Source organism: Sphingomonas sp. BL-S-05 (assembly GCF_055521695.1).
On the sequence record NZ_CM145499.1, the window covers coordinates 3,444,862 to 3,457,759 of the forward strand.

General features: G+C 65.1%; 12 protein-coding genes. All 12 read right to left on the reverse strand.

Features of this window, described 5'->3' with window-relative positions:
• Window positions 1–174: a hypothetical protein gene (locus ACZ1JS_RS16010; RefSeq protein WP_465166914.1), complete on the reverse strand. Its 174-nt coding sequence runs from the start codon at window positions 172–174 to the stop codon at window positions 1–3.
• The gene (locus tag ACZ1JS_RS16015; RefSeq protein WP_465166915.1) at window positions 171–1,688 is read right to left on the reverse strand and encodes a helix-turn-helix transcriptional regulator; all 1,518 of its coding nucleotides are present in this window, start codon (window positions 1,686–1,688) and stop codon (window positions 171–173) included. Before ACZ1JS_RS16015 ends, ACZ1JS_RS16010 begins: the two co-directional genes overlap by 4 nt.
• 7 nt (window positions 1,689–1,695) lie before the next feature.
• Entirely contained in the window at window positions 1,696–2,061 is a 366-nt protein-coding gene (locus ACZ1JS_RS16020; protein ID WP_465166916.1) for a CsbD family protein, read from the reverse strand.
• 37 nt (window positions 2,062–2,098) lie between these two features.
• Window positions 2,099–2,419, reverse strand: a complete 321-nt coding sequence (locus tag ACZ1JS_RS16025; protein WP_465166917.1) for a hypothetical protein — start codon at window positions 2,417–2,419, stop codon at window positions 2,099–2,101.
• Window positions 2,420–2,723: 304 nt separating this feature from the next.
• Entirely contained in the window at window positions 2,724–3,065 is a 342-nt protein-coding gene (locus ACZ1JS_RS16030) for a MarR family transcriptional regulator (RefSeq protein WP_465166918.1), read from the reverse strand.
• Window positions 3,017–3,484, reverse strand: coding sequence for a hypothetical protein (locus ACZ1JS_RS16035; protein WP_465166919.1), 468 nt, complete (start codon window positions 3,482–3,484; stop codon window positions 3,017–3,019). The genes ACZ1JS_RS16030 and ACZ1JS_RS16035 overlap by 49 nt, the downstream gene beginning before the upstream one ends.
• 16 nt (window positions 3,485–3,500) lie before the next feature.
• Window positions 3,501–3,848: a hypothetical protein gene (locus tag ACZ1JS_RS16040; RefSeq protein ID WP_465166920.1), complete on the reverse strand. Its 348-nt coding sequence runs from the start codon at window positions 3,846–3,848 to the stop codon at window positions 3,501–3,503.
• A 19-nt stretch (window positions 3,849–3,867) separates the two neighbouring features.
• A complete protein-coding gene (locus tag ACZ1JS_RS16045) occupies window positions 3,868–4,368 on the reverse strand; it encodes a helix-turn-helix domain-containing protein (RefSeq protein ID WP_465166921.1) in 501 nt (166 codons plus the stop codon).
• 111 nt (window positions 4,369–4,479) lie between these two features.
• Window positions 4,480–4,743, reverse strand: a complete 264-nt coding sequence (locus ACZ1JS_RS16050) for an I78 family peptidase inhibitor (RefSeq protein ID WP_465166922.1) — start codon at window positions 4,741–4,743, stop codon at window positions 4,480–4,482.
• A gap of 58 nt (window positions 4,744–4,801) precedes the next feature.
• On the reverse strand, window positions 4,802–7,315 hold the full coding sequence (locus ACZ1JS_RS16055) for a S8 family serine peptidase (RefSeq protein WP_465166923.1): 2,514 nt from the start codon (window positions 7,313–7,315) through the stop codon (window positions 4,802–4,804).
• Window positions 7,316–7,509: 194 nt separating this feature from the next.
• The gene (locus ACZ1JS_RS16060; protein ID WP_465166924.1) at window positions 7,510–10,014 is read right to left on the reverse strand and encodes a S8 family serine peptidase; all 2,505 of its coding nucleotides are present in this window, start codon (window positions 10,012–10,014) and stop codon (window positions 7,510–7,512) included.
• A gap of 164 nt (window positions 10,015–10,178) precedes the next feature.
• Window positions 10,179–12,722, reverse strand: coding sequence for a S8 family serine peptidase (locus tag ACZ1JS_RS16065; protein ID WP_465166925.1), 2,544 nt, complete (start codon window positions 12,720–12,722; stop codon window positions 10,179–10,181).
• Window positions 12,723–12,898 lie beyond the last annotated feature (176 nt).

Below are 12,898 nucleotides of genomic sequence, written 5' to 3' on the forward strand. Positions count from 1 at the left end.
CTAGGATTTGTCTTTGTCGGCCGCTTCGCCCGCCGCCTTTTCGGCGGAGCCATGGGCGCGCGCGCTGTCGTCGCCGATCAGCTTGCCGATCGCTTCGTGGACCGATCCCTTGGCAGCGCGCACCGACGGTTCGTCGGGGCTGCGCTTGCGGTCGGTCGCCTTGCCGTCGTTCATGCGGCTGCCTCCCGATCGCCGGTTTCCAGCCGGGTGCCATCGTCGAACCCGCGGTTGCGCGCCCATGCCACCGCCGCGATCCGGCGATTGACGCCGATCTTGGCATAGATGCGCGCGACATGGTTGCGCACGGTGTTGCCCGACACGTCCAGCGTCCGCGCGATCGTCTTGTCGTCCTGCCCCCGACAGATCAGCGCCAGCACGTCGCGTTCGCGTGGCGTCAGGTCGTTCAGCCCGGGACCGGCCTTCTCGCCCTGCGGCGTGCGCAGCCGGGCAAGCTTGTCCATCACCGACCGGCTGAACCAGCTGGTGTCCTTCATCACCGCCTCGATCGCCTCGACCAGTTCGACCTCGGTCGCCTTGCGCTGGGTGATGTCCTGCATCGCCCACAGGATGCAGGCACCGTCGCCCAGCCGGATCGCCTCGGTCGACACGATGCAGTCGAGGATCGCGCCGTCCTTGGCATGGATGCGCACCTCTTCGTCGCGCAGGTCCTGCCCGGCATCGATCGCGCCCTCGACCCGGCGACGAACCGCGGCACTTTCCCACAGGCCGACATCGCCCAGCGGCCGGCCGATAATCTCGTCGGGGGCATAGCCGGTCATCTGCGTGAAGCTCGCATTGACCTCGCACAATAGATGCCCGTCGCGCGCACCGATCGCCATCGGCACCGGCGCCATCTGGAACGTCCGGGTGAAGCGTTCCTCGCTGTGGCGAAGCGCCTCCTGCGCGCGGCGACGCGGTTCGAGATCGGCGAAGGTGAACAACAGACAGGGTTCGTCGGCCATCTCGATCGGCTGTCCGGCGACGATCACCAGCTTGGTGTCGCCATTGGGAAGGTCGAGTTCGGCCTCCATCTGCGGGATGGTACGCCCCTCGGCCAGCCGTTCCTTGGCCAGATCGCGGCGTTCGGCACGGCGCAGTACGTCGATGTCGTACACCGTCCTGTCGAGCACCTGATCGCGGGCATAGCCGGTCATGTCGAGAAACCCCTTATTGACCTTTACGAACCGCAGGTCGCGCAGGCGGCAGATGAGGGCGGGCGCGGGGTTCGCGTTGAACGACTGTTCGAACCGGTCCTCCGCCTCATACTGCGCGGTCACGTCCTGCACGATCAGCACCAGACAGGTCGGCTCGCCGTCGTCGCTGTCGTTCAGCACGAGGCTGCGTACCTGATGCGTCCAGCGCGGCTTGTCCTCGCCGGCCACGGTCACCTCGACCACCACTTCCGAAAACCGGTCGCCCGACACGACCCGGTCGATCGGGTAGTCGTCGGCCGCCAGCCGGTGATTGTTGCGATAGTGGAGCTGGAAGCGCGACCGATATTCGTCGACGGTCGCGCCCAGTTCGGAAAGGTCCTGCACGCCGTGCATCGCCAGCGCGGCGTCGTTCGCCCATAACAGGCTCTGATCGGGATCGATCAGGATCACGCCTTCGTCCAGACCGACGATGATCTGCCGCAAATGCCGCAGATCGGCCGTCTCGCGCAGCGATTTGAACGACGCCTCCGCCATGATGCGTTCAGTCGTGCCGCCCGTGGATCAGCCAGCCGAGACCATAGCCGACCGCAACCGCGCCGAGCGCCCAAAGCAGCGGCTGTTCCTTTGCGGCGCGCGCGGTCGTCTTGCCACCACGCTGCGCGGCATCGGTGACCTGCCGGCCGGTCGTTTCCAGCCGGTCGCGTGCGTCCCGCAACATGCCGGGCGCGCTGTCGATCGCGTCGTTCAGGATCGATTTGGCGCGGCCATAGCCGTGCTGCGCGCCGCCCGCGACCTGATCGACCACGCCATCGGCCTGCCAGTCGCGGCGGTCGGCGACATCGCCCACGGCCTTTTCGACCTTGCCGGTCGCGTAGCGGACACCGCCTTCGAATTCGTCGCTGTTCACCGAATTGCTCCTCTGGTTGCGAATGGGAAGCGGGGCGTCAGGGCAGCACGTTGCAGCCGGCCGCGGCCTTGCCGACCGCCAGCGGGATCGCCGGGTCCTTCAGCTCGCCCGCTACCCGGATGAGGTCGCCGACGGTCAGGACGCCGGGATTGGGATCGTTCTTGCCATATGCCGCGGCGGCACGGCCGAGTTGCTGCAACTGCCCGAGCGACAGATCGCCCTGCAGGCGGGTCCCGACGCAATCGGCACGCTGCGCATCGAGACCATAGCGCTGCAACCCCGTAGAGATACGGGTGGCGGGTGCAGCACAGGCCGATAGCGCGGCCGTACCCAGCAAGATCAGCGCCAATGATTTCATGGTCGGTTCCTCCGACCGGGGCGCGGGGACGCGTCCGGTTCGGGCGCATCAACCGCCCGAATGGAGGTGCGTTCCTGGTATTTCTGCCAGAAACCGTAGTGGCAAAGTACCAACCGGATCGGCGTTCTTTCCGACGAACCGTGGCAATTTTAATGTCGTGCGAATTTCAAACAGTTATTTACACAACACTATCAATAATTTGCCCTACAGCGCGTCAGCGCATGGTCAAGGGGCCGATACTGTGCCCCAGGCGGCGACGACCGTTGCGGAACCGGTCCGATGGTACGGTACCGCACGCGTGTCGTCACCACAGATCGGCGATCAGCTCGTCCAGCCGCGCCTTGCACTCGCGGGTCAGCGCGATCCAGCTGCGGCGTCCGTCCGATGGATCGGGCTGGCGTATGACCAGTCCGGCTTCTTCCATCAACGCCACCCAGCGCAGCCAGGTGGTCGATGGCACGCGGATCATCGGTGCCACTGCCGATACCGACATCGGCCGTCCCTCTTCCTCGGCGATGTAGAGATGGAACAGCGCGTCATAGACGGGGTCGGTGACCTTGACCGGATAGAGACCGGCAATCCGGTCCTTCATCGCGATCAGGCGGCGGGCGCGGGCGGCGTTTTCCGGCGTCGCGTCGTCGACCATGCCGGATCGCGCCCGTCGCGACGCAGCCGATGGCGATGGCGCAACGTCCCCGCCAGGATCAGCATCAGCGTCGGATAGGCGCTCATCGCGTGCAGGATCAAATAGACTTCCCGGTACGAGCGCGGAGCGTACCAGATCGCCAATTGCAGCATTACGCCGACGATCAATATTGCGCTTAGCCATAACGGCCAGAACCTTTCCGCCAGCATCGCCAGCGTACAAATCACCAGGGTCAGGACCAGGTCGACCGCGAAGATGCCGGTCTCGCGACTGGTGAACACATGGTTGGACGCGACCGCGATCGTGGCGGCGACCGCGAACAGGATCGCGAGCATCGCGATCCGTTCGGGTGCGCCGCCACGCCACAGCGTCCAGACCGAAACGGTCAGCAGCAGTGCCAGATAAAGCCAGGCGTTCACGCGGTCGCCCGATCGGTCAGGCCGCGAGCGGCAGCGGCGATCGCGTCGCCTCGCTCGCGCCGGTCGTCGGAAAGACGTCGCCATGCGCGTTCGGCGCGAACAGTGCGTGCTCGACGCCGATCTCGTGCATCCGCTTGTGGCAGCGGCCGAGATGCGCGCGGGCCTCCACCGCCAGCATCATTGCCTTGGCCGCGTCGGTCAGCGGCGCCTGGATCGTGCCGAACTGGAGCTGCAGTTGCCCGCGATCGGCGACCAGCGCCTGGATCATCGCCGCCGCCGACACGATCGCATCGTCGTTCGACCGTTCGGCGGTCAGCAGCCCGTGGGTAATGTCGGTGACCACCGGATGCAGTGGTGTATGCATGAAATGCCCCCTTCGTCGCTCAAGGACGCAGGCTCGCAAAGATCGATACGAGGCCCACGGCGGCGACGACCGACATGGCCAGCGCGGCGCATAGCGCCACGACCAGCCCGACGATCATCAACGTGCGACCTCCCACCCCGAAACGACGCGGTTCGGTCGTCCGTTCGAGATAGAGCAGCCGGGACAACCATCCCCCCGATCCACTCTCGACCTGCGGGGCGGATGGTGGCGTGGCCGGCGCGGCCGGCTCAACCCGTTCGAACATACCCCTATCTTCGGACGGGGTGTCGGAACCCGTTGTTTCGGAGGGGGAAAGGGGGGCGGCGCCCAGCATCCGCGCCGCTTCCTTGCGGTTGCGCGCGCCCAGTTTCTGACGGGCATCGGCCAGATATCCGTTCACGGTCGCGACGCTGATGCCAAGCTCGGCGGCGATCTGTCCGGTGTCGTAATGCCGCGCCACCAGTTCGAGGCAACGGCGTTCGCGCGGTGTCAGGCGGGCAAGGGCTTCCGATTCGGTCACATTCGGACCTTTACCGCCACCGCCGACCTTTCCAACGCCCCGCATATAGATTGCCGGAAAAAGCGCGCGTCCGGTGCGCGTCGTGCCGATGATCCGGCACGATCCGATCGATCAACCGCAGCGCGCGGCGATCACCCTGCCGTCCTCGTCGACGACGATCGTCAGCCTCTCGGGGCGCAGATCCATCGTCATCGCCTGCCCGTGCCGTACGATACGGACCTGGCCGGGATGTGCCTGCGCCTGTGCCAGCAGCGCGTCGGGCACCGTTCGGCCGCGTTCGACCCGCTCCGCCCCGCAGCCGCCAAGGCCGAAGGGGCCGGCACCGCCGGAAAGTCCCTCCAAGATCGGGTTCGGTTTCGGGTCGAAAACGGTCATGCTTAGCGCTCCATCGGGAAAGGAGGCGCGACCGGTCGGGTCCGGTCGCGCCCGTGCCTCAGCCCTGGCCGGCGATATCCGGCACGTTCAGGACATAGACGTAATAGCCGCCTTCCATGCCGGCGAACTTCAGTCCGGCATCGGGATCGACGCCATCGAGCGTCAGCTTGTCGCCGCTGCTCGACTTGTCGAGGTTGAGGACCCCGTTGCGGCCGAAGGTGATGATGCCGTCGCGGTTGCTGTCGCGCAGCGCGGCGGTCAGCATCAGCTTGTCGCCCTCGGCGAAGTCGGTAATGCGATCGACACCCGACTTGCCCTTGTTGTCGAAGAAGAACACGTCGTCGCCCGCCCCGCCGGTCAGGACGTCGTTGTTCTTGCCGCCGTCGAGCCAGTCATTGCCCGCCCCGCCGTCGAGCACGTCGTTGCCGCCCAGCCCGAACAGCCGGTCGTCGCCGCGCATGCCATGGAGCTTGTTGGCGCCGGCGTTGCCGGTGACCTTGTCGTTGCCGTCGCCGGTCACCGCATTCTCGATCAGCGTGCCGCGCTGGAGCGAGAAGGCGCGGGTACCGCCGAAGCTCGCGCCGCCGGTGGTGCCGAGGTCGAGCACGACGTCCGTCGACACGGCGGCGGCGTTGATCCAGTCGTTGCCGCCATTCTTGTCGCTCAGCACCGCGCGACCGGCTTCCCCTGCGATCGCCGCCATGGTGAAGAATTCGTCGGTATAGCTGTACACGTCGTCATTGGTCGGCGTCGCGCCGTACAGGTCCATCTTCAGGCTCTCGATCGTCACGTCGGTCGTGATGACGACGGGCCGGCCGTCGCGATTGCCCTCCTGCGCATAGGTGGCGACCTCGATCGTCCAGGTCCCCTTGCTGTCGACCCCCTGGAAATTGGCGAGGCCGAAGGTGAATTCCTGCACACCGGCGACTCCGCCGCGATTGCCCGGCTGTGCGGTGAACATCTCGGTTCCGTCGGGTGCGATCAGCTTGAGCTGGGTCATCGACATGTCGGACAGATAGGTGTCGACGATGTTGCCATCGGCGTCCTGCACCTTGACCCGACAGGTGAAGCGCAGCGTCAGGTCGACATTCTCGACGTCCATCGCGTCGGTCACTTCGAAGCTGAAGCGGACCGGATCGTCGACGAAATCCTGCATCGCCACCCGATCGCGGATCACCGATGCGGGGTTGCTGACGACGGCCGCAGGATCGCCGATGGCGGTGATGCCGACCTGGGTTTCGATGGCGGCATGGACTTCGTTGGCCGATGTCTTGGCCGCTCCGAACAGCGACCAGACCTCCGCCATGCGCACCGCGGCATAAGCGTCGACCGCGCCATAGCCATAGTCGTTGCTGTAGTGCAGCCCGCCGCCATTCACGTTCGCGGCCTGGCCGCCAATGGTGAAATAGCGTTCGTTCAGCGACACAGTATAGTTCTGGCCATAATATTCGCCGATATAGGAGACCGGTCCGGTTTCGAATGCGATCGGCATCTTGGCCGATTGCGCCAGGATCGTACGCACGTCGCGCCAGCCAAGCTGGTCGTTGGCGTCGAGCATCAGCGCGGTCACCCCCGCGACGATCGGGCCCGATCCCGACGTGCCGCCAAAGGCGTTGGTGTAGTCGGACTTGTCCGGATTGTAATCGTCGTCGTTGATATCGTCCCACCAGTTATAGCCGTCATCGCCGGTCCGGTCGGTCGCGACCAGTCCGGTACCCCCCAGGAATTCGCGGTCGCTGGACGGGGCGGAGATCAGCAGGTTGGGGCCATGGTTGCTCCAGCTCGACGCGACGCCATCGACCTGCCGATAGGCGGCGACGTTGATAAGATAGCGGATCGTGCTGCTGGCATCGATCTGGTTGTCGCGCGCCTCATTGGCGGCGGGCTTCACCGTGATCGTGCCCAACCCGTTGCGGCCCTGTTCCGCCAGATAGGCATAGCCGTCATTATAGCGCGCCGCCCAGCCGCCATGGGTCCGCGATGTCCAGCTCGCTATCGGATAGGTATCCGGGCGGGCATAGCCGAGGTTGATGACGTCGAACTGATTTGCGGCCGCTTTCAGGACATTGGTGAACCCGGCGCCATCGACGTCGCTGGGCGATCCCCAGTCGAAGACGTTCACCCCGTTGATCTTGCCGTCATAGGCGACGCCGACGCCGCCCAGCCCGTTGCGCGCCGCCACCATCAGGCCGGCGACCGGCGTGCCGTGATCGCCGATATTGACGTCCCCGCGAACGGCCTGACCGTTGATGATCATCGTGTTCGATTCATCGAAATTCGCGGCGATGTCCCAATGGTCGGACTGGATCCCCTCGTCGAGCGCGCCGATGCGCATGCCCTTGCCGGTAAAGTCGTTCCAGATCGCGACGATGTCGCCCAGATAGCCCAGATGCCACTGGTCGACCGTTTCGGGGACTGCCGTCGCCGTGTCGTAGACCGGCATGGTGATCGTGACCGGCTTTCCGGTCTGCTTGTCGTACGCCATCTGCTCGGGCGGGGTGAAGGTCGTCGGTGCGACCGAGGCCGGAGAATAGGCCATCTCCGAACGGGCGAACGGAACGTCGCTGTCCATCGTTTGGACCATGGACCGGTACGCGGTTTCGGTGCGCTGCATCATCAACAAATTCCCCCCAGAACGGCATGAACAGACTAGTGGCACAGGGTCGGGCATCGCCGGACGCGGCGTGCGCCCGGTCGCTCCCGACCGGATCGGTGATCGTCGAACGTGGTGGCCGGGCCCGGATCGCGCCGGGCCCGGCGACGGCCTCAGCCCTGGCCGGCGATATCCGGCACGTTCAGGACATAGACGTAATAGCCGCCTTCCATGCCGGCGAACTTCAGTCCGGCATCGGGATCGACGCCATCGAGCGTCAGCTTGTCGCCGCTGCTCGACTTGTCGAGGTTGAGGACCCCGTTGCGGCCGAAGGTGATGATGCCGTCGCGGTTGCTGTCGCGCAGCGCGGCGGTCAGCATCAGCTTGTCGCCCTCGGCGAAGTCGGTAATGCGATCGACACCCGACTTGCCCTTGTTGTCGAAGAAGAACACGTCGTCGCCCGCCCCGCCGGTCAGGACGTCGTTGTTCTTGCCGCCGTCGAGCCAGTCATTGCCCGCCCCGCCGTCGAGCACGTCGTTGCCGCCCAGCCCGAACAGCCGGTCGTCGCCGCGCATGCCATGGAGCTTGTTGGCGCCGGCGTTGCCGGTGACCTTGTCGTTGCCGTCGCCGGTCACCGCATTCTCGATCAGCGTGCCGCGCTGGAGCGAGAAGGCGCGGGTACCGCCGAAGCTCGCGCCGCCGGTGGTGCCGAGGTCGAGCACGACGTCCGTCGACACGGCGGCGGCGTTGATCCAGTCGTTGCCGCCATTCTTGTCGCTCAGCACCGCGCGACCGGCTTCCCCTGCGATCGCCGCCATGGTGAAGAATTCGTCGGTATAGCTGTACACGTCGTCATTGGTCGGCGTCGCGCCGTACAGGTCCATCTTCAGGCTGTTGATGGTCAGGTCGCTGGTCACGACCGCCGGCTCGCCATCCTGATCGGTCGTCCCGGCATAGGTCGCGAACTCCAGCGTCCACGTCCCCTTGCTTTCCGTGCCCTGGAAACCGGCAAGGCCGGAGGTGAATTCCTGCGCACCGGTCACGCTGGTCATCGTGCCCGGCTGGGCGGTGAAGGCTTCGGTGCCGTCGGGTGCGATCAGCCGGATCTGGACGTTGGTCAGGTCGGAGTCATAGGTCGTTCCGCCATTGCCGTCGTCGATGGTCAGGCGGTTGAGGAAGTTGATCGTCAGGTCGACATGTTCCAGATCGACCGTGTCGCCGACCTCGAAGGTGAAGCGCACCGGCGTCGTCAGGAACCCGCTCTGCGCCTGGCGGCTGACCGCCATCGCCGATGCGTCGCCCTCGGCAACCAGGCCGACATTCGTCGCGACCGTGGCATGGACCTCGTTCGCCGACGTCTTGGCCGCACCGAACAGCGACCACACCTCCGCCATGCGCACCGCGGCATAGGCATCGACCGCGCCATAGCCATAATCGTTGCTATAGTGCAGCGCCCCGCCATTGACGTTCGCCGCCTCGCCCGACAGCTTGAACTGGCTTTCGTTCATCATCACGGTACGTTCGGCACCCTGGATGAAGCCGGTATAGGATACCGGCCCGGTGTCGAAGGCGATCGGCATCTTGGCCGATTGCGCGAGGATCGTGCGGACGTCGCGCCAGCCGAGCTGTTCGTTGGCATCAAGCATCAGCGATACCACGCCGGTCACGATCGGCGCTGACGCCGACGTGCCGCCGAAGACGTTGGTATAGTCCGACTTCGCGTCGTCGATCTCGCCCGTGGCCAGCGATACATACCAGTTCATGCCACTGTCGCCGAGCAGATCGGTCGTCACCAGATAGGTGCCCTGCATCGACCCCCGGTCGCTCGACGGGGCGGATACCAGCAGCGCGGGGCCATTGCTGCTATAGCTTGCCGCGACGCCGTCGACCTGACGATACGCGCCGACACTGATCGTGTGGCGGGTCGTGTCGTAGCCTTCGCTCTGCATGTCGGCCGCGCTGTTGCCCGCCGACTTTACCGAAACGGTGCCGAGGCCGTCGCGACCCTGTTCGGCGAGCGCCGCCCATCCGCGGGCATACATCGACGCCATGCTGTCGGGGTTCGATCGCGACGATGCGGTATCGAGTACGCTGCCGTCGCCCCCCCAGCTATTGTTGATGACGTCATATTGTTGTGCCGCCGCCTGCAACGCCTTCCAGAAATCGGGGCCGTCGACATAGGATGGTTCCCAGTCGGTGTAGATCGACACGCCGCTCAGCTTCGCGTCATAGGCGATGCCGACGCCGCCCTTGTCGTTGCGTGCCGCGGCGATCAGGCCGGCGACGGCGGTACCGTGATACGGCCCTTCCCAGCTGCCATCGACGACGAAGCCGTCGACGTTGAGATGATTGGACGCATCGTAATTGGGGGACAGGTCCCAGTGCCAGCCCTGAACGCCGTCGTCGAACACGCCGACCTTCACGCCCTTGCCGGTAAAGTCCTGCCAGACCTTCGTGATGTCGCCGAGATAGCCCAGATGCCACTGGTCGGCGGTCTCGGCGATGGTTGCGGTCGAATAGACCGGCATGGCCAGCTTCACTTCGGCACCGGTCCGCGTGTCGAACGACATGTTGCGCGGCGTGCTGACCGGCGCTGCGGTGGCCGCGCCACTGGCGAGCGGCACGATGTCGTTGGCGTCGAGTTGGACCGTGCGGACGGTCGGCAAATGTCGTGACATGATGGAAATCCCCAGGATCGTCGGGCGTGCGTCACCGATCGGTGCCGGCCCGGCCTGTCCGACCGCTGCTCTCGCCGGCGGCGACGGGGATGGGATCGACGGACCGCGCGACGCCGGTTGTCAAAGAAAAGGGCGCGCCGGAACCTCCCGGCGCGCCCGATGCATCAGCCGTGGATGTCGGCGGTCGGTGTGTTCAGGACATAGACGTAATAGCCGTTTTCCATGCCCGCGAACTTCAGCCCGCTATCGGGATCGACCCCGTCCAGCGTCACCCGATCGCCCTTGCTCGAGGAGTCGAGGGTCAGGACGCCGTCCAATCCGAAGGTGATGATGCCGTCATTGTTGCTGTCGCGCAGTGCCGCGGTCAGCATCAGCTTGTCGTCCGCGGAGAAGTCGGTGATGCGGTCGACGCCCGACTTGCCCTTGTTGTCGAAGAAGAACACGTCATTGCCTGCGCCGCCGGTCAGGACGTCGTTGTTCTTGCCGCCGTCGAGCCAGTCGTCGCCGACCCCGCCGTCGAGGCTGTCGTTGCCGCCCAGCCCCAGCAGCTTGTCGTTGCCGCGCATGCCGTACAGCTTGTTGGCGACGCTGGTGCCGGTGATCGTGTCGTTGCCGTCACCGGTCACCGCGTTTTCGATGACGCTGCCGGACGCGATGGTGAAGGCCTTCTGCCCGCCAAAGCTCGCGCCGCCCGATTTGCCGGTGGCAAGATTGAGCACGACGTTCGTCGACACCGCCGCCGCGTTGATCCAGTCCTCGCCGCCATTCTTGTCGACCAACACCTTACGGTCCGATTCCCCGGCAATGGCCAGCATCTTGAAGAATTCGTTGGTGTAGGTGTGGACGTCGTCGTTGGTCGGGGCCGATCCGAACAGGTCCATCTTCAGCCCGTCGACGGTCAGCTTGTTGATCGCTTCCCACGTCGCGGCATCGGCGGTTTCGTCCATCTTGCCGGAATGGCCGTAGGTCGAGAATTGCAGCGTCCACGTACCCTTGCTGTCCACGCCATGGAAACCGGCGAGGCCGAAGGTAAATTCGTCATTCTGTTCGCCGCCGGTGTAATAGCGATCCGATGCCCAGAAGGCTTCGGTGCCGTCCGGCGCGATCAGCTTGATCTGCACGTTGCTCAGCGCGGCATAGAATTCGTCAAAATAATCCGGCGCGATGACCGTCGTCAGTTCGTGGAACAGCAGCGACAGGTCGACATGTTCGACGTCGATCGACTCCGTCACCTCGAACTTGAAGCTGACCGGATCCTTGGCGAAGCTGTTATAGATCTGCAGATGGCTGGGGTTGACGTTGCCGGTGCTGTCGGCGGTCACGCCGACCGCGGTTTCGACCGTGACATGGGCTTCGTTGGCGGAGGTCTTCGCCGCACCGAATAGCGACCAGACTTCGGCCATGCGCGCCGCGCCATAGGCGTCGACCGCGCCATAGCCGTAATCGTTGCTATAGTGCATCATGCCGCCGTTCCAGTTGGCGTCGGCGCCGCCCAGCTTGAACTGGCTCTCGTTCATCGGCAGCAGCTTGGTGCCGCCGTCATTGGCGAGGTTGAACGCGACCGGCCCGGTTTCAAAGGCGACCGGCATCTTGGCCGAGGCGGCCAGAATGTCGCGCACGTCGCGCCAGCCGAGACTTGCATTGGCGTCCAGCATCAGCGCGACGACCCCCGACACGACCGGGGTCGCGCCCGACGTGCCGCCGAAATCGTCGGTATAATCGGCCGCGCCGGTCGGATTGACGGTCATGTTGTACCCACGCGTGCCGAGCAGGTCGGCGGTGACCTGTCCCGTGCCGCCCAGGATGAGGAAATCGTTCGATGGCGCGGAAATCAGCAGGTACGGGCCGTGGTTGCTGTAATAGGACGCGACGCCGTCGGGTCCGCGATAGGCACCGACCGCGATCGTATGGCGGGTCGTATTCATGCCGTCGGTGGCGTTGTCGCTGGTGTCGTTGCCCGCTGCCTTGACGAAGACCGAGCCGAGGCCGCCGCGCCCTTCCTCGGCAAGGGTCTCGAGGACGTCCATCGTCGATTTCCAGCCCAGGTCGTTGGCCCGCGAAAAGCCCGCCGTGGCCGGGAAGACCGGCGGATAGCCCCAGCTGTTGCTGAGGATGTCGAAATGACCGCCCTGCGAAATCGCCCAATCCGTCGAGCGCGCCTGCGATTGGAAATCGAAGATGTTCACGCCGGTCATCTTGACGTCATAGGCGATGCCCATGCCGCCCTTGCCGTTGCGTTCCGCGCCGATGATGCCGGCGACCGAGGTTCCGTGCGCGCCGTCCGTTCGATCCTCGGGATTGTAATAAACGGGCTCGCCGCTCAGGACATTGCCCTCGTCGTCGACCAGCTGCTTCGAGGTATCGATGTTGTTGGTGAGGTCCCAGTGCGCGCTTTCGACGCCCGTGTCATAGACGCCGACGCTGACGCCCTTGCCGGTATAGTCCTTCCACACCTTGGCGATGTCACCAAGATAGCGCAGGTGCCACTGGCCATAGGCTTCCTGCGAGGCGACGCCCGGCGAGTACAGGTCCATGTTCAGGCTGACCGTCTTGCCGGTGGTCAGGTCGAACGTCACGCCCACCGGCGCATTCTGGATATTCTTCTCCATCTTGGCCGCCGAAAGGCCGGCGATGGCGGTCGGTTCGGCGAAGGCAGAGATATAAGCGGTCTGCGGCGTGAAGTCGCCTGCGGCCCATGCTTCGGCCAAGGACTTGGTCGATGCGGACGTGATCGTCGGTATTTGCAATGTGGCCCCCTGAAGTCGGCGTTTAATCAACCATGCGCCCGTCGATTGTCGGCAGGACGCACCCCCCCAACCGATGCAGCGACGTGCATCGGAAGATCCGTTCGAATTTCGTCAGTCCCCGCGCGCCACGCGTCCCG

Bases quoted from the DNA above. Each gene is read 5' to 3' on its own strand.
- ACZ1JS_RS16010 (WP_465166914.1), bottom strand. From the start codon at position 174: ATGAACGACGGCAAGGCGACCGACCGCAAGCGCAGCCCCGACGAACCG.
- ACZ1JS_RS16015 (WP_465166915.1), bottom strand. From the start codon at position 1,688: ATGGCGGAGGCGTCGTTCAAATCGCTGCGCGAGACGGCCGATCTGCGG.
- ACZ1JS_RS16025 (WP_465166917.1), bottom strand. From the start codon at position 2,419: ATGAAATCATTGGCGCTGATCTTGCTGGGTACGGCCGCGCTATCGGCC.
- ACZ1JS_RS16030 (WP_465166918.1), bottom strand. From the start codon at position 3,065: ATGGTCGACGACGCGACGCCGGAAAACGCCGCCCGCGCCCGCCGCCTG.
- ACZ1JS_RS16040 (WP_465166920.1), bottom strand. From the start codon at position 3,848: ATGCATACACCACTGCATCCGGTGGTCACCGACATTACCCACGGGCTG.
- ACZ1JS_RS16050 (WP_465166922.1), bottom strand. From the start codon at position 4,743: ATGACCGTTTTCGACCCGAAACCGAACCCGATCTTGGAGGGACTTTCC.
- ACZ1JS_RS16055 (WP_465166923.1), bottom strand. From the start codon at position 7,315: ATGGACAGCGACGTTCCGTTCGCCCGTTCGGAGATGGCCTATTCTCCG.
- ACZ1JS_RS16060 (WP_465166924.1), bottom strand. From the start codon at position 10,014: ATGTCACGACATTTGCCGACCGTCCGCACGGTCCAACTCGACGCCAAC.